Consider the following 22,122-nt stretch of genomic DNA (forward strand, 5'->3'; position numbering starts at 1 on the left):
TTTATTGTTTTTGTGAGTGTGCTGACGGGCGCACGCAGGCTTGCTCGCATCCAGCAATGCAAAGCCGCAATTAAGATTAACAAAGATAACTAAAAAGTGAACGCTAACGGAAAGTGTCCAAACGCATCGACATAAACCTATTCAAATCAACAGGATGTCATGTGTTTTTTAGGTTTTCTTGGAAATAGATACGAATATTAATGTTCGATTATCGGCCATTGTGGATTGACGGCACCTCCGGCTTTTCCCACTCTCTGGCCCGAGATCGCGGCTGGATGGCTGGCGATCACGTTCAAAAAAACAACAACAATAAGTGGACATAGGACATGACGAATTCACCCCGGGGCGTCCTTGCGACGACCTCAGACTTACCTCTTCGCGCACGCGGTTTCGTCCTGTTGGGCTTATGTGCGGTCGCCACTCCAGCGCTGTCGGAAGGTTTCATCGACGATAGCCGCGGCACATTGACCTTACGCAATTTCTACCTGGACCGGGATTACAAGGACGAGGGGGCGAAAACCGCGGCCCGGGAGTGGGCTCAGGGTTTCATCATGAATGCGGAGTCGGGTTTTACCCCGGGCGCTGTCGGCTTCGGCCTGGACGCCCGTGCATTGATCGGGGTCAAGCTGGACTCGTCACCGGACCGCAGCGGCACCGAATTACTGCCGGTATCCAGCAGCGACAAGCGCGCGGCGGATGAATATTCGCGCCTGGCCATGACTGCCAAAATGCGCTTTGCCCAAACCACGGTGAAGACCGGCGATGTGTCGATTTTCCTGCCGTTCGCCTTTGCCAGCCCGTCGCGGTTGCTGCCGCAGACTTTTCGCGGCACCGCGCTCAGTTCCAAGGACATTGACGGACTGACGCTCAATACCGGCTATATCGATCGCATCAACAGGCGTGACTCCACTAACTACCAGCCGATGAGCATCGCTTCGCCGAACGGGCGTTTCAACGGTGCGGCCACCTCATCGCACATGGCTTATGTCGGTGGCGATTATCAGGTAAACAAAGACCTCAGCCTGCGCGCCTACCACGCCGAAGTGGCCGACCTGTACCAGCAGAACACCCTGGCCTTGCTGCATAACATGCAAGTAGGCGAGGGCACGCTGACCACTGATCTGCGCAGTTTTTTCAGCGACGAAGATGGCAGTGCCAAGGCTGGCAAGGTGGACAACCGCAACCTGTCGGCGCTGTTCGGCTATCGCCTTGGCGGGCATCACCTGAGCCTGGGTTACATGCACGCCAGCGGCGACACAGCGACGCCTTATGTGTCAGGCACTGAGTTGATGGGCATGAGTGAATTGACCATGAGCTCGGACTTTCTCAATGCCAAGGAACGGACCTGGCAGGCAATCTACGACTATGACTTCGCCGCCGCCGGAGTGCCCGGCCTGAAGAGCCGGCTGCGTTACGTGCGCGGTGACAATATCGCGCTGGCGGCGCTCAATGCCGACGACCGCAAGGAGCGGGAGTTCCAGATGGAGCTGGGGTATGTGATCCAGAGCGGTCCGCTGAAGAATGTCGGGTTGATGGCGCGCAAGTCGATCTATCGCAACGACTTCCCGAGCGGCGCGGCATTTCGTGATGAAAACCAGACCCGCTTCCTGGTGCTCTACACGGTGCCGATCTGGTAAGCCGTGGGGCGAGTGGATACCAGCAGTGCGCAAGCGTGGGCTGAGCAGTGCTCAGCCCACTCATGAATTGAGTCGGCCCCGCAGGGCTGCTCGCGACGTAGAGTTACTTTACCCGCTCCCAGATGATGTGAACCTTCGTGCCATCGGGGCGCTGGAAGTTTTCCACCATCCGGTTGCCGTCGACTTTCAGTTGCAGGTCATCTTGAGTACGTGTCGCACCCACCCAATTCGGGAACGTAGATCCTTCGACGGTATTGCCGGTGAACTCGCCGTTCTGGTCGACGGTATATCGTCCGAAAAAACCGATGCTCCCAGCCATCGCTGCCCGGTTTTCCTCATCGGTTCCTTCGCCCCGAGCGTTGGATCGAAACGCGGGCACTCGCGGATCGGTGAGCACCTCGACGAACGTCAATTCTTCAGTGAACACCAGCCATCCATGTGGATTGGGGCCGTACGCATCCGACCGGGTGCCCTGACGTTCAATGGTTGCGCTGACCATTTTCCATGTCCCGACCAGCGGGCTTTTCATGGCGGAAAACACTGCCGTGCAAACCGAAAGGGCCATGATCGCACCTACCGTCAGTACCGATATTTTCAGGGTCATTGGAATCACCGTTGTTGGTTATCTGAACACTGTTGTAGAGAGTTAAAAACATCACGCATTCATCAGGGCAACCAGGGCAGGCACAGACAGTACGGCTGTGTAATAGCCCATGAACTGCACACCGATGTTGAAACCCAAAAAGCGTGAGAGGAAACCGCCCAGCAGGCCGATGGTGACGATCACCAGCAACCCCAGCAGGCCACCTTCCCAGATGCCGATCACCAGGATCAGGCCAACAAAGGTCGAGATCACCGCTTCGTGACTGATCTTGCGCGACACGTAGGATGCGGCTCTGTGGGCGTAATTCATGGTGAAGGGGTAAGCGATCAGGATGGCCACGACCACCGCCAACACGCCGTAGCCAAAAAATTCCCAGGTGCTGAGCAATGAATGCAGGTTGTTCACCTGGCCTGTCGTCGCGTCGACGCTAAAGCGCGGCGGGGCGTTGAACAGTGGCGCTGCCGGGCCCGCTGCGACAGGGCTCAGGGGCAGGCCGAAAGCGATCAGCGGGATCAATGCTTCGGCCAGATAGGTTGACTCCGTAACGCCGTTTCGAGCGGTGATGACAGTGGTCAGGCGATGGTAGACATGCTTGACCCTCGAACCGACGAGCTCGCCCATGATCACGGTCATGGCCACTGGGCTGAACACAAAGGTCGCGCTGGAGATCACCGCCGTAATGGCCGTCCACATGCTCTGCTTGCTGTCCAGCACCTTGAGCGGATTAGGAAAGAATCCACCCCAGCTTTTTACGTCGGGCGACAGGGAAAACGTGCGCACTTGCTGGCGTCGCATGGTGTCCCGTTCGGCGGGTGCGAGCAGCGAGAACAGCGCGGCGATCAACGGGCCAATCGCGATGCCCAGAAAGTAACTGACACTGAGCTTGACGCCGAACTGCGCGGTCATGGTTTGCAGGCCAACAATGATCATGACGAACGGGATCAGCGTCAGCACGGCCGCCAGACGGCCTTTGGAGAACCACGCGATCGCCACCGCGGCAAGCAGGAACACCCAAGGCGCAGCCTGCTTGATCATGTCACCGAACGGCGCGAGCATCAGCGCGAACAATACGGCCATTGGCACCGCGATCAACGCAGCAATGACCGCCCCGGAAATCATCTTGCGCAGGGCAATGTGGGGTACGCCCAGATTGCGCAGAAAGTTGGCCTCGCGCATCAGTGGCGTCGCCATGGTGTCGCCAGGAATACCCAGTAGCGCCGTCGGTACGGCGTGGGTCATATGTTTGGCGACGGCGCCGGCCAGAAAGAATGTCAGCACGCCGGGGGCAGGTACGCCCAGCAGGACGACCAGCAAGGTCAAGGGGGCGAGGGTAGTGGTTTCATCGCTCCCTGAGATCAGCCCGATCCCGGCAAAAATCACCGCCCCCAGGATCCCCATGCCCAGTGCCATCAGGACCTGATCCATCAGTGGAACGATCATGATTGACCTCCATTGCCACTGACTGCACCGACGCCAACAGTGGGTGTTGCAGCCGGGCTCTTCTCGGGAGCGACAAGGCTTTTCTCGTAATCGGCGAACAGCTCATAAAGGTCCATTTCCCGCAGTTCCGCGATCGTGGCCGGCGGCAGATCAGCCAGACTGCCCAGTGGGCCGTACTCGTTCTGCAACTCAATCAGGATTTTTGCGCGCCAGGCCGGATCAGCCAGATGTTCGATGACATTGCGCTTGGGTTTGAAAAGCAGCGCACTGATGGCGCCACCTGCCAGGCAGCCGACAATACCTACCAGCATCGCGTAGGCGCGGGCCATTTGCACGGAATCCACCCAGCCGACAAACAAGTGCTGGGCGATAAAAAAAGCGCCGAGGCTGACGGCTGCACCGATGCCTATGGAGTAGAGCAGGTGGCGACCATCAACCGTGTCGCCCCATACTTCGAACAGTTCGGGTTTCATAAGGATTCTCCCACCTCCCCTGAGGGGTTTTATTGTTATGAACGTGAAGAGATGTGGTTGAGTTCGTGACTACGAGCCCGACTCCTGCGCGCGTTTTTGCTCAAGCAGCTCAGCGGCTTTGTCCGAGCGCACGTCCCGGGCTTCGACCATCTGCGCGACCAGCCAATTGACCTCGTCGCCCCTGGCCCCCGCTGAAAGCGCAATGTTGCGTGCATGCAAAGCCATGTGCCCGCGTTGTATCCCCTCGGTCGACAGCGCCCGCAATGCGCCCAGGTTTTGCGCGAGGCCGACCGCTACCGCTATCTCGGCAAGTTCCTGGGCGCTCTTCACTCTCAGGATGCGTAACGACAGTTGCGCCAGCGGGTGAGTCTTGGTCGCGCCGCCGACCAGGCCGACGGGCATGGGCATTTCCAGCGTTCCCACCAGATGGCCCTTGCAATCTTTTTCCCAGGTCGTCAGTGAACCGTAATGCCCGTTGCGACAGGCATAGGCGTGTGCCCCGGCTTCCACCGCGCGCCAGTCGTTGCCGGTGGCGACGATCAAAGGATCGATGCCGTTCATGATGCCCTTGTTGTGAGTGGCTGCACGATAGGGATCGACGACCGCAAAGTTGTAAGCATCGAGGATGCCTTCAATGACGTCTTCGCCCTTGTAGGCCTTGGTGGTGAGATGTTCAGGTGCAATGCGGATCTGCGCCCGGGCAAGCCGCAGGTCGGCGAGGTTCGACAGAATGCGCAGCCGTACCTTGCCGCCGGTAATCTGCTCCATCAGCGGGGCCACCGCTTCAGCCATGGTGTTTACAGTATTGGCTCCCATCGCATCGCGCACATCCACGATAAGGTGTGCAACCAGCATGGGGCCGCGCGGGCTCTGGGCGAAGGTATGCACTTCGATGTCGCGGCAACCTCCACCTAGCTGGTTCAGCAGTTGATCCTTGCGGTTGGCCAGTTCGATGATTTCGTCCTTGCGGCGCAACAGACTCAAACGGGCATTGAAGGGATCGTCGATTTCCACTATCTGCACTTGCGCGCGCATCAGCGGCAGCGAGCTGGAGGTCTGAAAACCACCGGCTTCGCGTGCCAGTTTGGCCATGAACGAGGCGGCGGCGACCACCGAAGGCTCCTCGACGACCAACGGCACGATGACGTCGCGTCCATTGATCTGGAAGTTGCTCGCCACAGCGTAGGGCAACTCGAATTTTCCGATGACGTTCTCAATCATGCCATCGGCTATTTCCAGGGGCAGGGCGCCTGCGTCGCGGAGCAGGGCAACGTCATCTTCTGCAAGCTCAAGCAGTTGTTGCAAGTGGCTCAGGCGTTCGGCGGGCGACAGGCTGCGGAACATCGGGAGGCGGGAGTCGATACTCATGGTAGCAATCCAGTTGCAGTTATTGTTTTCGAATGCCTGCCACCCTATGCGTATGTGTCCTGGCAAAAAAGGTACAGTTTGGACAGACAGTACCTAAGCTGTACCCTCTGCGAATAATTCATCCAGGACTTCGTACAATGGCGCGACTGACGCTTGCCCAAGAGCTGACGGCCTCCTTGGTGACGCAGATCGGCAACGGTACCTACCGAGTGGGCGACCGTTTACCGTCCCTGCGCGAGTGCATGCGCTTGTTTGGTCATTCGAAAAACACAGTGATCAACGCTTATGAATCGCTGGCCTCCCAAGGACTGGTAGAGGCGCGTCACGGGCAGGGTTTCTTCGTGACACGAGGCGCCCCGAGCAGCAGCGAACCGGAAGAGCCGCTGCCCTTTACCCGGGCGATGGACACCATCTGGCTCATGCGCCAGCAATTTGTCCGTGAGCCGGGTCACTCGCCGCTTGGGGAAGGTTTTCCGCCCGTAGAGTGGCTGATGGATCTGCGATTGGACAAGTTCACCCGTCAGATCATGCGCATGGGGGTGACCACGCTTTTTCGCTACGGCAACCGGCTGGGCAATGCTGCACTTCGTCAACACCTGGTGCAAAAACTGGCGAGCTATTCGATTACCGCCAGTGCTCGGCAAATCGTCACGACCCATGGGGCCAATCACGCACTGGATCTGATCATCCGCCGCTTCATTGCCCCGGGCGATCAAGTTTTTGTCGAAGACCCGGGTTATTACCCGCTGTTCGGCAAGCTGCAACTGCAAGGGGCGCGAATGTTATCCGTACCCCGATTGCCGGACGGGCCGGACCTGCAAGTGCTGGAGCAGCATCTTCTGTTGCACAAGCCGAAATTGTTCTTCCTCCAGTCGGTTGGGCACAATCCGACGGGCTCCGATATTTCCCCCGGCAAGGCTCATCGACTGGTGCAGTTGGCCCATGAGCACAACTTCATTCTGGTGGACGACGACGCTTTGGCAGATTTCAAGCCCGCGTCGGCCATCAAGGTGTCTGCGCTGGATCAGTTGAACCGTTCACTGTACGTGGGCAGTTTTTCCAAATCGGTTTCCGCGGCATTGAGGGTGGGGTTTATCGCCGGGAGCAAGGACGTCATCGATGAACTGGGTGATCTGAAAATGCTCCTGCATACCAGCACCTCGGAGCTGTGTGAGCGAACCATTGATGTCATCCTGACCGAGGGGCATTTTCTGCGACATCAGATCCGCCTCCAGGAGCGGCTCAAGAGTGCCACTGCGGCAGGTTTGCAAATGCTCGATGAGATAGGCGCCGAGGTGTTCTTCCGACCAGAGCAGAGTCTGTATTTGTGGGCCAGGTTCGCCCACATTGACGACGCCAGGGAGCTGACCCGGCAACTACTGCCGAAGGGATTCATGATTGCTCCCGGCCATATTTTTTCACCGGAGCAGTCGCGTATAAATCCCTGGACCAGATTGAATGTCGCCTACCTGAATGACCCGTTGCTTAAAGCCGAGTTGAGTGGCTGAGGGCGCACCGCTCATGCTGCTAAGGCTGGGTTTGCGTTCCGGTCGAGACCACACTTTCGTTCCGATCTACGCCCCGCGCCTCGGCAGGCACCCATAGGCGTTCGCTGCGACATTTGAATTTCACACCTTTGCGCGGCGCCATCGTCCTGGCTGAGTCCATGCACACAGCCCTGGACGCATAAGTCGGCCCCGGCTGTCGCTCTTCTACACAACCTTCAACGCCGCTGCAGATAGCCATAACCACAAAATAAACAGTCATCATCCTGAATGCTCCTATAGAGCGATGCGATCAATACATCTGCGTCAGGCCTGAAAATGCTGGCTGTGACAGACGGATGATGAGCCTGCATTCAAATCCCCAGCAATGGCTTGCACGGGCCAATCGTCGGAAAAATGTCGTTAGTTCAGGTTTATTCAGATTTGGATTTTTCGACGCCAATTCGTTGGCGTTTGTTGCCGCTTCAGTGGGTATTCCCTATGGGAAAAGCTGCGTGGCAAAGGAGCGTGAGCGGGAGAGCGGCTCACTCGAAAAGATTGTAATGGGAGCAGTCCGCGTTTAAGGTTCGCGCGTGATTTTTGCGCGGTTACGCGCTCCAAGGCGAATACAAGACGGGACCGTGGGCAACGGTATTGAACAGGAGCAGCCGTTGAACGAACAGACATTGTCCCAGCGCCTGGAGCGTGTGGCCGCGCATATACCCGCAGGTGCGCGTCTGGCCGATATTGGCTCGGATCACGGCTACCTGCCGGTGGCATTGATGCGCCGTGGTGTGATCGCAGCGGCGGTGGCTGGCGAGGTGGCGTTGACGCCGTTTCGTTCGGCTGAACGCACCGTGCGCGAGAACGGTTTTACCCAGCAAGTCGTCGTGCGTCTGGCTGACGGCCTAGCGGCGATCGAGCCGGAAGATGGGATCACGGCAGTCAGCCTGTGCGGCATGGGCGGTGAGACGATCCGCGACATTCTCGCCGACGGCAAGGCGCGCCTGAGCGGTGAGGAACGGCTGATCCTGCAGCCCAACGGCGGCGAGCAGCCACTGCGTCAATGGCTGATGGAAGATGGTTATCGCATCTGCTTCGAAGAAGTGCTGCGGGAAAACCGCTTCTACTACGAAATCATCGTCGCCGAGCGCGCCGGGCCGGTGACGTACACCGCGCAGGAGTTGTACTTCGGGCCATTGCAGATGCGCGCCCGCAGCCCGGCGTTCCTGGCCAAGTGGCAGCGCATGCTGCGCCTCAAACAGCGGACCCTGACTCACTTCGCCCGGGCGCGACAAGCCGTGCCCGAGCAGAAGGTGCAGGACATCGCTTTGCAAACCCGCTGGATCACCGAGCTGCTGGCCTGAGTCCGGTACTCGGAAAATAACCAAGCAATCATCCCTCGTCGACCTCGTCACCGCCCCCGGAAAACTTCGATATGAGCGTTAAGCGCTCGCAAGGGCTTGCCCCTGTCATGTGAACCTTCCGCCCATGCAGCGCTCACTTGTTAAGTCGCCGCGTTGAGTGATCGCGCTGTCTCATTGCCGATAAGGAATTCGCATGCACCCAACTTCGCCAACCATCGCCCTGGATTACCCTGTCGAACGTGAGCTGAGCCTGCGAGCGGTCAGTACGGGAATCGTGATTGGTATCCTGTTGACGCCTTCCAATGTGTACGCCGGCCTCAAGATTGGCTGGTCGTTCAACATGTCGATCATTGCCTTGCTGATCGGCTATGGCATTTGGCAAGGCCTGGCCAAGCGTTCGGCCGCTCAACAGCCCTGGACCCTGCACGAAAGCAACATCAACCAGACCGTGGCCTCGGCCGCAGCGTCAATCATTTCCGGTGGGCTGGTTGCGCCCATCCCGGCCTACACCTTATTGACCGGTCAACAGTTGGACGTCATCCCGATGATCGCCTGGGTGTTCTCGGTGAGCTTCCTGGGGATCTGGATCGCCTGGTACCTGCGACCCTCGCTGCTCAATGACAAAGCACTGAAATTCCCCGAAGGCATGGCGACCCTGGAGACCCTTCTGCACATCTACAACCAGGGCCACGAAGCGGCGAAGCGCTTGAAGGTGCTGCTCAGCGCTGCGCTGCTGTCCGGGCTGGTCAAGTGGGTCGATACCTTCTTCTGGGCTTTCCCGCGCTGGTCGCCGACCCCGCAGTTGGAACGCCTGACGTTTACTGCGGACCCTTCGCTGTTGTTGGTGGGTTTCGGCGGGATCATCGGGATTCGCGTTGGCCTGACCCTGCTGCTCGGCGCCTTGCTGGCGTGGGGTGGGTTGGCGCCGTGGCTGCTGGAGCAAGGTCTGGTGCAACTGCCGCCGGACAGCAGCGGCCCGCAGTTCGCGGCGCTGGTGGAGTGGTTGCTGTGGCCGGGCGTGAGTCTGATGGTCTGCTCGACCCTGACCTCTTTGGCGATTCGCTTGTGGGCATTGCACAAGTCCACCAAGGCGGGCGGCGGGACGACTTGGGTGGTGCCCAAGACCGGACCTGCCAGCGGTTTCCTGGTGGCGATCGTGTTGGTGGTGAGCCTGCAAGCGCTGTTGTTTGGTATCAACCCCTGGATGGCGTTGTTGACCATTCCCTTGGCCATCTGCCTGGCCGCCGTGGCCGCCCGGGTGGTGGGGGCCACGGGCATTGCGCCCATCGGCGCCATCGGACAATTGTCCCAACTGAGTTTTGGCATCGTCGCCCCGGGGCAGGTGCCGATCAACTTGATGAGCGCCAACACCGCGGGCGGTTCGGCTGGGCAATGCACGGACTTGATGAACGACTTCAAGGTGGGCCGGGCGATTGGCGCCACGCCGCACAAGCAGTTGATCGCCCAGACCCTGGGGATCTTCGTCGGAAGCATCGTTGGGGTATTGGCCTACCTGGCCCTGATCCCGGACCCACAATCGATGCTGCTCACCCAAGAGTGGCCGGCCCCGGCGGTCGCTACCTGGAAAGCCGTGGCGCAAACCCTGACCCTGGGGCTGGATTCACTGTCAGCGAGCATTCGCTGGGCGGTCATCATCGGTGCCGTGGCCGGCTTGCTGTTGGGGATCCTCGACAGTGTATTGCCGGCACACCGGGCCCGTTATTTGCCAAGCACGGCGGCTTTGGGCCTGGCGTTCGTCTTGCCAGCTTCGGTGTCGCTGATGATGGCCCTCGGCGCGGTACTCACCTGGCTGGTGAGCTGCCGCTGGCCCAGCCTTACAGAACGCTTTGCCATCACCGCGGCGGCGGGGTTGATTGCCGGGGAGAGCATTACCGGGGTGGGGGCGTCGTTGTGGCAGATGGTTGGGAATGGCGGATGATCTCAAACCGGCACGCATGAATGAGCGGGTATTTTCCCGCCTGCAACCGTACTGAGAAGGAGACAAAATGATTGCTCGCTGGCGCTGGCTGTTGACGCAGCTGACTAAACAGCTGTGGTTCAAGGCTACGTTGTTTTCGCTGCTGGGCGTGGTCACGGCGTTGCTGGCCATCGCGCTCAAGGAATGGATTCCGTTCTCCTTGTCTGCCCGGATAGGCGCCGATGCCGTCGACAACATCCTTGGCATCATCGCTTCCAGCATGCTCGCGGTGACCACCTTCTCTTTGAGCATCATGGTTGCGGCGTATGGTGCAGCAAGTACGGGCGCCACGCCCCGTGCCACAACGCTGGTGATTGAAGACACCACGACGCAGAACGCACTCGCCACTTTTATCGGCTCTTTCTTGTTCAGTCTGGTCGGCATTATCGCGCTGAGTACCGGCGCTTACGGCGGGCAAGGGCGCGTCTTGCTGTTCGCAGTGACGATCGGCGTGGTGATTCTGATCGTGTACATGCTTTTGCGCTGGATCAATCATCTGTCCAAACTGGGGCGGGTCGGCGAGACGATTGATCGCGTAGAGAAGGCGACCATCGCCGCGATCAACCATCGAGTTCGATGGCCGTTTCTTGGCGGTTGTGCATACCCCGACGGCTGGGTCATGCCGTCGTCTGCGCGACCGGTCGTCAGCGGCACCACCGGTTATGTCCAGCATATCGATGTACAGGCACTCAATGAGGTTGCCAGGGGTTGCGAGGCGCAGTTATTCCTGGAGATCTTGCCCGGAAGTTTTGTCCACCCTGGTATGCCGCTTGTCCATATCGCGCGAGCCAGCGAGGAAGGGCTCGACGGGGACGACCCGCTCGCCAGTAAAGTTCTCGCCTGCCTGAGCATCGGCGTTCGACGAACCTTTGAACATGATCCGCGTTTCGGGCTGTCAGTGCTTTCGGAAATCGCCTCACGGGCTTTATCAAGTGCGGTCAACGACTCCGGAACGGCCATTGACGTGCTGGGCCGTGGTGTTCGCAGCCTGGCCTGCTGGGGCACGTTTGAGCTTCATGAAGCGGTAACGCAACCGGAATGTGACCGTGTGTTCCTGCATGGCCTGAACGTTGACGACCTGTTTGATGATTTTTTTGGTCCCATTGCCAGAGATGGCGCCGGCATTGTCGAAGTGGATATTCGGATGATGAAGGCGCTGATTGCTCTCAGCCAGATCAATCCTGGATTGTTCAGCGCAGCCGCGACCAGGCAGGCTGATCGCTTGCTCGCGCGAGCCGATGCCGCGTTGGTGCTCGATGAAGAGAAGCAGCGGCTCAGAGCGCTTGCCGCAAGGCTTGTTTGCGCAACGGCTTAGTTTTTTTTGTCGGTGCCAGGCGCAGCGCTTTGTGAACGCAACGTTAGCCGCACTTGAAATGTACCCAATGGACCCCTCTGCCCAATGCTAGACATTATTGCGATATTCCTCTGTATCACAGCAGTACTCGCTTACCTCAATCGGCGCTACGTAGGGCTACCCCCGGCCATTGGCGTGATGGGTATTGCCTTGGGCTTATCGTTATTGAACATGGCCTCCGATGCGCTGGGCTTTCACTCCCTGCACACGCTTGAGCAATCACTGGTGGAGTCCATCGATTTCTCCGAGTTGCTGATGGAGGGCATGCTGTCATTGCTGCTGTTCGCGGGGGCCCTGCATGTCGACTTGTCGCAACTGCGCGCCTATCGATGGCAGGTGGCGTCCCTGGCTGTGGTTGGCACGACTGTATCGACGCTGTTCATCGGCTTCGGGCTATGGTGGCTGCTGTCTTTTACCGACCTGGAGTTGCCGCTTGCCTACTGCCTGGTGTTCGGTGCGCTGATTTCACCCACCGATCCGATTGCGGTCATGGGCATTCTGAAATCCGCCGGTGCTCCAAGTAGCGTGGAATTGGTGATTTCCGGAGAGTCGCTGTTCAACGATGGGGTCAGCGTTGTGCTGTTCTCACTGATTCTGGCGATGATCGCCAGTGGCGACGCGCCCTCCGTTACCGGCGTTTCGCGGCTCTTGCTGGAGGAGGCGGGCGGCGGTGCGCTTTTGGGCGCGGTTGTTGGGTACGTCACGTTCCGCATGCTCAAGAGTATCGACAGCTATCAGGAGGAGGTGCTCATCACCCTGGCCGCTGTGCTCGGCGGATATGCCCTGGCCACTCATTTGCACGTGTCCGGCCCGTTGGCGATGGTGGTGATGGGGTTGATCGTCGGTAACCATGGACGCTCTTATGCCATGTCTGAGCAGACCGAGAAAAACCTCGACATGTTCTGGGAGTTGATTGACGAAATACTCAACGCGGTCCTGTTTGTACTGATCGGTCTGGAAGTGATTCTGATCCACTTCACCAGTCCGCTCATTGTCACGGGCTTGATGGTGATCGTGCTGACCTTGTTCTCCCGTCTGTTGACGGTAGGCGTACCGATAGCGGTCCTGGGGCAGCGTTTCCGGTTACCTGAAGGCTCCTGGAGCGTGCTGACGTGGGGTGGGCTGCGCGGCGGGATATCGGTGGCCCTGGCGTTGTCGTTGCCACCGGGGGATGCTCGCGATGTCGTGGTGGGCATGACCTACCTGGTCGTGGTGTTTTCGATTCTGATCCAGGGTATGACCATCGGTAAGCTGGTCAAGCGCGTGATCCCTTGCTCGGGTGGATAGCTACATGCAAGTCGTGGACGTGACTCCTTGACTTGCATGATCTGCGTCGCTGCTGCGTTGAGTGTTTCTAGGGCTGCGACGTGGTCACAAGCTCGGCGCTCACGGTTGAGCGCCGATCAATGCGTGCCACGACATAGGCACACACTCCAAGTACCGCAGGGCATAGAGCCAGTACTGCGAAGCTCTTCACCACGGGCATGCCGCTGTTGAGCACATAGGCCCCGAGTAACGGCCCGCATACAGAACCGATCTTACCCATTGACGCTGCCCATCCGGCGCCGTTGCCGCGAATGGCACTGGGGTAGAAAACCCCGGCGATGCTGGTGATGCCGTAGTGGCTGCCTTTGACGAAAATAGCGCCCATCAGGCTCAGTGCAATAAAGGCGTCTCCTTGCAGTTCGCCAATGCCCAGGACCAGCAGAAGAGGTAACGACAGCAGGGGATAGATCATCACGGCGTAGGCCCCCCGGGTGTCGACCACTCGCATCAATACGAGCCCGGCCATGGCGCCGCTGAACGAGGCGAAGGAGCTCACCCATGACGCGGTCGCCCGGTCGAAGCCGGCGTACTGGTACACCAGCGGGCTCCATGACGCGAGAAAATACATGGCCATGGAGCTTGCTCCAAAGCCAATCCAGATCATGGGAGTGATCCATTTCAGTTTGCCGATGAACAACTGTCCGACACGGAATGGTCGGTGGCCGATGTCGATTTCATCGGCAAGAAAATAGCGGTCCCCGGCGCGAAGATCGATGCCCGGATCCAGGCGCCTGAGGATCCGCGCCACGGTTTCGGGCCGTCTTTGCTTGCTCACCAGAAATCGCACCGATTCTGGCAGGGTGAAGAACAACAGCACACTGGAAAGCAACGTTGCAATGCCGCCCAGCGCAAACACACTGGCCCAGCCGTAGTGTGGAGCCATCCACACGGTCAGGGGGCCGGCAACCGCGCCACCCAGGCTGAAGCCAACCATGATGATTGTGATCACGGTTGCACGGTAGCGCTTGGGCACAAACTCGATATTCAGAGCCCAGCAGAGTGGCAACATGGCGCCCAAGGCAAAGCCATTGAGAAAGCGCAAGATCAGCAGCGAGGCGTAGCTATCGGCTAGGGTGAACAGCAAAGTCATCAGGCCAAAGGCGCTGGTGGACAGGATGATGGTCGGGCGACGGCCGATCCGGTCACCCAGATAACCGAAAAAGAATCCACCCAACATCATGCCGAACAAACCTATGGAAAAGATGTTGCCCAGTTGCAACTTATCCAGGCCAATGTCCTCGGCCATGTAGGCGGCGGTATGGGAGAGCATCAGCAAGTCAAAGCCGTCGAGGAAGGTGATCAGCACCGACACACAGATGATCAGATAGTTGAAACTCGACAGTTTGCGCCCCTCAATCAAGGCGGCGACGTCAATTGCGCGTGACGGGATCATGATTGCTCTCCACACAGTAAGACCCAAGTGAGCGTGTTCCGGCTTGCCGTGTTCACCACAATTTCCAGGTGTAACCGACGATCAGGCGATTTTCATCGAGCTGCTGGGTCAGACCATCCCCAGAGCGGTACGTGACGTTGCGCCAGCGCAGGTTCAGGCCCTTCAGGGCACCGCTCTGGAAGACGTAGGTCAGGTCGGTATCACGTTCCCACTCAGTGCCGTCGTTGACCGTACTGGTGCGGATATCGCTGCCTTTCACATATCGGGTCATGAACGTCAGGCCTGGCATGCCGAGGGCGGCGAAGTCATATTCGTAACGCAGTTGCCAGGATTTTTCGTTGGCTTTGGTGAAGGAGTTGTAGGTGACGAGGTTCGCCACATACGGAGTACCGGTGTCGATCACGGGGAACACACTGTCTCCGGATAGGTGCTGGAACGCGGCGGCGAATCGCTGGGCCCCGACGGTCAAAGTGAACATGCCATTGAAGTTGCGGTTATCGATCTTCCCGGCTTTTGCCGCGCCTGTGTCGCTACTGTCGACGTAGCGCAAATCGGAGCGCAGGCTCATGCCTTCCCCCAGTGGCAGGACGTGAATCACTCCGGAAAAGTGCTGGCGGTAGATGTCCTGCAGCTCACCCTGGTGGTAGCGCAGGGTCAGGTTCTTGCCCAGCGTATAGTCTCCGCCGAGCAGGTCCAGATGATCGCTGCTCTGGCCGGCATAGCTGATGTCGTCATTACTGGAGGAGTCGCGACCGTTAGCCTCTGTCAATCTCGCTGCGGTGACGGTCAGGTTCTCGACTTCGTTCGACGTCAGGTAGGCACCGGTGAAGGTCGAGGGCAATAGTCGGGTGTCGCTGTAATACGCCAGCGGGTGAATCGGCATCAGGGTTCCTACCTTGAGCCGGGTCTGGGACAGACGCATTTTGGCGGTCAGCCCCAGTTCGCTGTACTCGTCGACAGGCTGGTTGCTGTCGGGCCCGTAGGGCAACAGTGCGGTGCCCCGTCGACCTCGGCCCGAGTCGAGCTTGATCCCCAGTTCACCCAAGGCGTCGAGACCAAATCCAACGGTACCTTCGGTGTAGCCAGACTGAAGTTCGGCGAAGAAACCTTGGGTCCATTCTTCGGCCTTGGCCTGGGGGGCGCCACTCTGGCGAAAGTCGCGATTGAGGTAAAAATTGCGCGTGGTCAACGTCGCGCTGCTGTCCTTGAGAAAGTCTGCCTGGGCGTAGCTGCCGTGGCAGAAGAATGCAAATGCGGTGAAGAAGGCTAGATTCCTGTTCATTTTTTTATTGCTCTCAGGAGAGGGAACACGATTATTCAGGGCGAGTTTTGCCTGACCGCGTCGGTGACGACGCGGCGCAGCAGGCGTGGCTCAAGGTGTTGTGAATCAGAGGCAGGCGGTCACGTCTGTGACGGGGCGGGCAATGGATCCACCGCAAGGTCGTGGCGGGTCAGGTGACCGATCGCGAATGCACAGGCGGCCAGCATTGCCGGACATATGGCCAGGACCAGGAAGCTCTTGACCACTGGCATTCCGCTGTTCAGTACATAAGCGCCCAGCAATGGGCCGAGGATCGAGCCGATCTTGGCGATCGAGGTGGCCCAGCCCGCGCCATTGGCGCGGATAGCGCTGGGGTAGAAGACCCCGGCGATACTGAGGATTCCATAGTGGGAGCCTTTGACGAACACGGCCCCGACCAGGCTCAGCATCAGGAACGCGGTGCCCTGCATGCCGGTGATGCCCAATACCAGCAGGAAAGGCAATGCCAGCAGCGGATAGATCATCACCATGTAAGGGCCGCGGGTATCGACGAAACGCATCATCGCCAAGCCCGCCATTGCGCCGCTGAACGAGGCGATCGAACTGACCCACGAAGCTGTCGCGCGGTCAAAGCCTGCGTACTGATAGACCAGTGGACTCCACGAGGCGAGAAAGTACATGGCCATGGAACTGGCGGAGTAGCCCAGCCAGATCATCGGGGTAACCCATTTCAGGCGGCCGATAAACAGCTGGCTGACCCGAAATTCCTTGCGGCCCAGATCCGGCTCGTCCAGTAGGACGAAGCGGTCGCCAGGTCGCACATCCAGGCTCGAATCCATACGCTTGAGCGTTGCCGTGATTTTTTCCGGGCCTTTGCGTTTGCTGGCCAGAAACCGCACCGATTCGGGCAGGGTGAAAAACAGGAGCACGCTGGCGGCCAGGGTCAGTACACCGCCGAACACGAACACGCCCTGCCAACCGATATGCGGCGCCAGCCAGACGGTGATCGGGCCGGCCATCGCGCTGCCCAGGCTGAATCCGACCATGATGATGGTCACCACCGTCGAGCGATAACGCTTGGGTACGAACTCAATGTTCAAGGCCCAGCACAACGGCAGCATGGCACCTAGGGCAAAGCCGTTGAGAAAGCGCAGGACCATCAGCGATTCATAGCTGTTGGCCAAGGCAAACAGCAAGGTCAACACGCCAAATGAGCAGGTGGAAAGAAGAATGGTGGGACGCCGCCCGATTCGGTCACCCAGGTAGCCGAAGAAGAATCCACCGAGCATCATTCCCAGCAGGCCGATGGAGAAAATCTCACCCAGCTGGATCTTGTCCAGACCGACCTCATCGGCAATGTAGGAGGCCGTGTGCGACAGCACCAGCAAATCGAAACCATCGAGGAAGGTGATCAGAACCGAGACCAGAATCACCACGTAGTTGAAGCGTGAAAGTTTGCGACCTTCTATAAGCGCCGCTACGTCCAGGGTGCGGGACTGTGACATGTGCGTTCTCCAGTGCATTTTTTATTTTTGTTGGAGTGGCGCCCCCCCTATGGATGGTGGGCGCGTCGAACTGCTTTAAGCACTATTCCAGATTGAACGCCAGCCGCTCGCGCAATGCCGGGGCAGGTATATCACTCAACCTGCCATCGGGGCCCGCGAGGTCCAGCGCGTGGGCCGCAGCGGCCCCCATTGCGATACAGGGGCCCATCACCCGGACACTCGACAGCGCGGCCGCATCGGCGTCGATGCAGCGACCGGCCACGACCAGGTTATCGCTGCCTTGGGCAAGCATGCTGCGCAACGGCACACTGTGAACGTGATCGTCACCAAAGGGCTCCCACTGGTAACCGCTGGTATTGCCGTGCAATTCCACCGGCCAGGAGGTGCGAGCTACCGCATCCGGGAATATCGTTGCCGCCCGCACTTCGTCAGTCGTCAGATGGTGATGTCCGACGATCCAGCGGGTCTGGCGAATACCTGGCAGCGCGTACGCCCGTACCTTGGCCTTGCTGTAGACCTCGGGGTATTCCGACTTGAGGAAGTTGATGACCTGGTCCACCTGCTGGCGTCCGGCGATCGCGACATGGGAAGCGGCCACCGGATCCAGAGGCGTTTCGATGTGAGTCATGTTGAAGGCTGCGGTGCCACGGCCGGGGAACTGAAAGAACAGTCCGTCGTCGCGTTCGATACCGTAGCTTTTGGCTTTTTGTTTGACCCGTTCGGTGAACTGCGCGCGGGTGGGCAAGTACGCTTCATTGATATGCTCAAGGACGAACATCTGGGTGCCATAGATGGGGGTGTCCGGCTCGCGACAGGCAAGTCCGGCATTCCAGACTAACGCCGCGTCTCCGCTGGCGTCGATAAAGCCGTTGGCTGCGACACGCACATCGCCGTAGCGAGTGGCCAGTTCCACTTCGCGGATCCGCGGACCTTCGCGCACGACATCGCGTAACACCGCACCGAGCACCACGGTGATCCCGGCGTCGAGCACTTTCTGGCCAATCCATCGACCCAAGGCAACTTCGTCGTAGTAAACAACAGTCGTCAGGGGGCCAATGGCCTGGTGCAAGTCCCCCGAGGCGCCCAGGTCACGCAGGATGTCGTCGGCGATACCGTGGGTCAGCAACCGGCGGTTAGGACCATTGGAGAACAGCCCGCAGAAGGTCCCGATAATTGAGCCGACCGCCTGACCGCCGAGCATCGGCAGGGCATCGAACAGCACTACGCGTTTGCCGAGCGCAGCGGCCTCCAGAGCGGCGGAAATACCGGAAATACCCGCGCCGGCAATGCATACGTCGGCCTGCAAGCGTTGAGCGGTGGGGGCGCTGGTACGGCGTACCGTGCGAATGACATGAGCCATAAAACTACCTTTGAGATGTAAAAAGGGCAGCCGATCCCGAGCCCGATGACCGAGGGTCACGGGAGCGGTTGTTGCGGCTGGCAGATTCCGGTTACGACAGGTCTCGCCTTCGCTCCGACCCGGTCGGGTGTTGCGATACGAACTGGTCGGTTTGCAGCTGACGCGGAGTCACTTCAACGGTCCCGGCGTCGGCGTCGACGCGAACCCAATCCCCGGTTTGAATCCGGCTCAACGGGTCTTCGGTGAAGTCGGTCATGGCGGGCGCATGGACGACTACGGCGCCAAGGCCCATTTTTGCGGTCATTTCGTTGAACAACATGGCGCCAGGGGCTACGCCGGCGAGACGGGCGATATGGAACTGCGAAGACCAGCCGGACGAGCCTTTGGCGCCGGGAAACACCAGCACTTTGCCGGCGAAACTGATGCCCTTGAGTTCGTGACGGGTCTCGATGACGGTGCCGCTGCGCGGGTCGATACCGCCCCAGCCGGAGATGCGGTCCCGGGTCACCAGGGCCTCGCCTTCGAAACAGCCGCCGACGACCTTGCGGCCTTTGAGGGTGAAGGTTGTGCTCATCTCAATACTCCTTTCCAACGGCCCTCGATGGCGGCCTGGACGCAATCGGCGGTGCTACCGAACCACGCCTGGATACCCATGATCGCCGGCAGGTAGTGCGCCTGTTTGGCCGAATCGACTGCCGCCACCCGCGTGCCCGTGGGAAGTACCTTGCCAATGGCTGAGCAGGTATCGGTCATCAGATGCCCTCCGGCCTGTTCGATGATGCGGGTGTAGCCGGCGACGTCGGCCAGTTGCTTGATCGACGCCGCCGTAAATATCCAGAGCTCGGTATTCGGACTCAGGCGTTGGCCTTCCAGCAATTGGCAGACCTCCCAGATCTGTTCGAGGCTGTAGTGCGGGCAACCGAGCATCACGAAGTCAATCTCGTCATCGCGAGCGGTGATATTGACTTGCTCGTAGGCCCAGCGCCGTTCGGCCTCGCCGAAGCGTATTGCGGCCAGGGGAGGGGACGCGCCAAACGCCTGCTCGCTGGTTTGGGCTTCAGGCGTCACCCCAACCAGGTGATACATCTCCACCCCACCGCTGGAAGCCGCCGCCGCCCCGAAGTGCTTGAGGCGAGCCAGGTTGGGTTGGTGACTCACGCCTTGGATGACCGGGATGCGGTCCTGCACCTGCTCGCCGACCCAGTAGCCGAGCAATCCCCAGTCAGCCGTGGTACTCACGTCTATGTCCAGCTGGATCAGGTGGGTACCGCGACGGTTTTCCTCGATGTGCAGGCCCCAATAGGGGATCTTGCCGGTCAGCATCGCCGCGCCCGTGCTTTCCCGGCCTTCGGCATTGGTGCGGGCACCGAGTACCGAGTTGATATAGATCACCGCAGAGGATTCCATCCATGCGCAGTGTTCGCCTTTTACCGGCACGTTGCCGACTTGATAGGGCGTACAGGTATTCAAGGGTTGTACCCCCAGACCGCTGCTGTAAGCCTGACCTGTTTCATAGATGCGGACCACGTCTGGCGAGATGCCTTGGCGTACAGCGTGCCGGGGGTCGATGCCTTGCTGCAGGTGGCTGCTCGGGACCTTGACCCGAGGAATCTTGACCAATTCGGCGCTGTCGAGGTTGAACTCGCTGAACACCGCATCCATACCGCCATTTTGGTCTGCGTACTGACGCAGAAAGGGCGTGGTGGCTCCGATGGTACCGGCGACATTGCGCGTATCCACCAGACATTGCGCATCCAGGGCTTCGCCATAGCGCACCAGCAACTCCATGGCTTTTTGCACCGCCGGACCTTGATCGCCAGCGAGCATGGCTTTTTCGTCGTCGCGCAACTTCATTGCGGTTGCTCCCCGGGATGGGTGATATCCAGTGGCTTTATCAACACCGCACCGTGTTCCATGGAGGACACATTGTGGCGGTATATATCCAGCCAGCCACCACCGAACTGGGGGGCCGCAGGTATCCAGCGGGCGCGTCGGGCTTGCATTTGTGTTTCGCTGATATTGGCGTCAAGGGTGTTGAGATCCAGGTCGATGTCGATGATGTCCCCGTCTTCCACCAGTGCGAGGGGGCCACCGACGGCTGCCTCAGGAGCCACCTCCGCCACGACCAGGCCTTTGCACACCAGCCCCGAGAGGTGACCGTCGGTCAGCATTGCCACGTGGTCACCCAGCCCGGCCCCGTCAATGGCGAACACTACCTTCGAGGCGCCACCGCCCATGGCGGGCCCGCCCTGTACACCTGCGCCCCGCATGACCACGACATGGCCGGGCTGAATGCGTCCATCCTGCAACGCTTGGATGGCATCGGCGGAGCGCTCGAAGCAGATCGCGGGGCCCTTGAACTGGCGTGGCTTGCGCGGGTCGATGCCGTATTTGACGATGCCGGCCTGCGGGGCAATGTTGCCGCGCAGCATCACGATGGCCGGTTGCGTGGCAAAGGGAGCGTGCAACGGGCGGATCACCTCGTCGTCACTGACGGTCACCCCCTGCAGGTTTTGCGTCAGGGTTTTGCCGGTGACGGTCAGCACGTCACCGTGCAACAAAGGTTCAAGGCGCTTGAGCAGCCCACGGCCACCCCCCGCTGCTTCCATTTGCTCAATGCTGTGTTCGCCCACTGGTCGTACGCCGACCAGCACCGGTATCTTTTTTCCCAGTTTCCTGAAGAGTTGGTACACGTCCACGTCAATGCCACCTTCAGCCGCCACCGCCTGCATATGTTTGATGGTGTTGACCGAGCCTCCCGCAGCAAGAATTGTCGCAACGGCGTTGGCAAAGGCAGCAGGCGTCAGGATGTCGCGAGGTTTGAGATCTTCCTCGATCATTTCCACAATGCGCTTGCCTGCCTGGTGAACGAAATCGAACATCTGCGGGCTATTTGCTGCAATAGGGGAACTGCCGGGCAAGGCCATGCCCAAGGCTTCACATACCAGATGCATGGAGTTGGCGGTGCCCATGCCCGAACAGACCCCAGGCCCTCTGATGGCGTTGCGTGCCATGCCGGCCAGTTCCTCGACGGGCAGTGTGCCGGTGACCACGTGCATGGAGCTGATGAATACATCTTCGATATCGACGTGCTGACCATTGTATTCGCCGCTTGGCTGATACCCGCACACTACGATCAACGTCGGGATGTTCAGCCGGGCAGCTGCCATCAACTGACCGGGTACTGTTTTGTCGCAAGAGGCCAGGCAGATCATGCCGTCGAGCTGAGCGCCTTCGACCGCGACTTCGATGTCATTGGTGATGAGGTCTCGGGCGGCGAGCATATAGGCGCCTCCCGCACCGGCTCCGGTGATGAAGTCACTGGGCGCGGCCGTACGAATTTCGAAGGGCAGCGCACCGGCATCGCGTATCGATTGCTTGAGGCTGGCAGCGATACCATCCAGATGACTGAAGCAAATCGCCAGGTTCGAGGACGAGTTCACGATGGCGATTTTCGGTTTTTCCAGCTCGCTCTCCTCAATGCCCAAGGCGCGCCACTGGGCGGCGCGCACAGCCCACAAGTAGGATCCGTAGGGGAAATTACTGCGTAGCTTCTTGGGCATGATTCGCTC

At 59.5% G+C, this 22,122-nt stretch carries 17 protein-coding genes; 6 read left to right on the forward strand and 11 right to left on the reverse strand.

The window, feature by feature from the left end; translation table 11 throughout:
- Positions 1–326 precede the first annotated feature (326 nt).
- Positions 327–1,637: an OprD family porin gene (locus tag PSEUDOMOFG3G_RS09955; RefSeq protein WP_139049824.1), complete on the forward strand. Its 1,311-nt coding sequence runs from the start codon at positions 327–329 to the stop codon at positions 1,635–1,637.
- A 103-nt stretch (positions 1,638–1,740) separates the two neighbouring features.
- Here the strand turns inward: PSEUDOMOFG3G_RS09955 and PSEUDOMOFG3G_RS09960 are convergent, their stop codons facing one another.
- From PSEUDOMOFG3G_RS09960 to PSEUDOMOFG3G_RS09975, 4 genes are all read right to left on the reverse strand, one after another.
- The gene (locus PSEUDOMOFG3G_RS09960; RefSeq protein WP_139049825.1) at positions 1,741–2,241 is read right to left on the reverse strand and encodes a lipocalin-like domain-containing protein; all 501 of its coding nucleotides are present in this window, start codon (positions 2,239–2,241) and stop codon (positions 1,741–1,743) included.
- A gap of 51 nt (positions 2,242–2,292) precedes the next feature.
- Positions 2,293–3,681, reverse strand: coding sequence for a tripartite tricarboxylate transporter permease (locus PSEUDOMOFG3G_RS09965; RefSeq protein WP_080962847.1), 1,389 nt, complete (start codon positions 3,679–3,681; stop codon positions 2,293–2,295).
- Complete coding sequence (locus PSEUDOMOFG3G_RS09970) at positions 3,678–4,154, reverse strand: hypothetical protein (protein WP_107322835.1); 477 nt, start codon at positions 4,152–4,154, stop codon at positions 3,678–3,680. The genes PSEUDOMOFG3G_RS09965 and PSEUDOMOFG3G_RS09970 overlap by 4 nt, the downstream gene beginning before the upstream one ends.
- A gap of 69 nt (positions 4,155–4,223) precedes the next feature.
- Entirely contained in the window at positions 4,224–5,522 is a 1,299-nt protein-coding gene (locus tag PSEUDOMOFG3G_RS09975) for a hydroxymethylglutaryl-CoA reductase, degradative (protein ID WP_076384183.1), read from the reverse strand.
- Between the two features lie 137 nt (positions 5,523–5,659).
- On the opposite strand from PSEUDOMOFG3G_RS09975, the gene PSEUDOMOFG3G_RS09980 reads away from it, so the two are divergent.
- The 5 genes from PSEUDOMOFG3G_RS09980 (at position 5,660) to PSEUDOMOFG3G_RS10000 (ending at position 12,992) form a co-directional block, all read left to right on the forward strand.
- Positions 5,660–7,030, forward strand: coding sequence for a PLP-dependent aminotransferase family protein (locus PSEUDOMOFG3G_RS09980; RefSeq protein WP_139049826.1), 1,371 nt, complete (start codon positions 5,660–5,662; stop codon positions 7,028–7,030).
- Positions 7,031–7,677: 647 nt separating this feature from the next.
- Positions 7,678–8,373: a tRNA (adenine(22)-N(1))-methyltransferase TrmK gene (locus tag PSEUDOMOFG3G_RS09985; RefSeq protein WP_139050062.1), complete on the forward strand. Its 696-nt coding sequence runs from the start codon at positions 7,678–7,680 to the stop codon at positions 8,371–8,373.
- Between the two features lie 193 nt (positions 8,374–8,566).
- The gene (locus tag PSEUDOMOFG3G_RS09990; RefSeq protein ID WP_139049827.1) at positions 8,567–10,312 is read left to right on the forward strand and encodes an OPT family oligopeptide transporter; all 1,746 of its coding nucleotides are present in this window, start codon (positions 8,567–8,569) and stop codon (positions 10,310–10,312) included.
- A gap of 67 nt (positions 10,313–10,379) precedes the next feature.
- On the forward strand, positions 10,380–11,666 hold the full coding sequence (locus PSEUDOMOFG3G_RS09995; protein WP_076384189.1) for a DUF2254 domain-containing protein: 1,287 nt from the start codon (positions 10,380–10,382) through the stop codon (positions 11,664–11,666).
- Between the two features lie 84 nt (positions 11,667–11,750).
- Entirely contained in the window at positions 11,751–12,992 is a 1,242-nt protein-coding gene (locus PSEUDOMOFG3G_RS10000; RefSeq protein WP_139049828.1) for a sodium:proton antiporter, read from the forward strand.
- A 67-nt stretch (positions 12,993–13,059) separates the two neighbouring features.
- Here PSEUDOMOFG3G_RS10000 and PSEUDOMOFG3G_RS10005 read toward each other — a convergent pair whose 3' ends face one another.
- From PSEUDOMOFG3G_RS10005 to PSEUDOMOFG3G_RS10035, 7 genes are all read right to left on the reverse strand, one after another.
- Positions 13,060–14,424, reverse strand: a complete 1,365-nt coding sequence (locus PSEUDOMOFG3G_RS10005) for an MFS transporter (protein WP_139049829.1) — start codon at positions 14,422–14,424, stop codon at positions 13,060–13,062.
- 52 nt (positions 14,425–14,476) lie between these two features.
- Positions 14,477–15,706, reverse strand: a complete 1,230-nt coding sequence (locus tag PSEUDOMOFG3G_RS10010; protein ID WP_139049830.1) for an OprD family porin — start codon at positions 15,704–15,706, stop codon at positions 14,477–14,479.
- Between the two features lie 119 nt (positions 15,707–15,825).
- Positions 15,826–17,190, reverse strand: coding sequence for an MFS transporter (locus PSEUDOMOFG3G_RS10015; protein ID WP_047225575.1), 1,365 nt, complete (start codon positions 17,188–17,190; stop codon positions 15,826–15,828).
- Positions 17,191–17,272: 82 nt separating this feature from the next.
- Positions 17,273–18,550 (reverse strand): FAD-dependent oxidoreductase, encoded by a 1,278-nt coding sequence (locus PSEUDOMOFG3G_RS10020; protein WP_139049831.1) that lies wholly within the window; start codon positions 18,548–18,550, stop codon positions 17,273–17,275.
- A 91-nt stretch (positions 18,551–18,641) separates the two neighbouring features.
- Positions 18,642–19,124, reverse strand: coding sequence for an aconitase X swivel domain-containing protein (locus PSEUDOMOFG3G_RS10025; protein ID WP_047225577.1), 483 nt, complete (start codon positions 19,122–19,124; stop codon positions 18,642–18,644).
- Positions 19,121–20,404, reverse strand: a complete 1,284-nt coding sequence (locus PSEUDOMOFG3G_RS10030; RefSeq protein WP_139049832.1) for an aconitase X catalytic domain-containing protein — start codon at positions 20,402–20,404, stop codon at positions 19,121–19,123. The genes PSEUDOMOFG3G_RS10025 and PSEUDOMOFG3G_RS10030 overlap by 4 nt, the downstream gene beginning before the upstream one ends.
- Positions 20,401–22,113 carry a dihydroxy-acid dehydratase gene (locus tag PSEUDOMOFG3G_RS10035; RefSeq protein ID WP_107322827.1) on the reverse strand — a complete coding sequence of 571 codons (1,713 nt, stop codon included), beginning with the start codon at positions 22,111–22,113 and terminating at the stop codon, positions 20,401–20,403. Before PSEUDOMOFG3G_RS10035 ends, PSEUDOMOFG3G_RS10030 begins: the two co-directional genes overlap by 4 nt.
- Positions 22,114–22,122 lie beyond the last annotated feature (9 nt).

Origin of the sequence: Pseudomonas sp. FG-3G (assembly GCF_901007645.1) — a bacterium.
Classification (GTDB): Bacteria; Pseudomonadota; Gammaproteobacteria; order Pseudomonadales; family Pseudomonadaceae; genus Aquipseudomonas; species Aquipseudomonas rhizophila.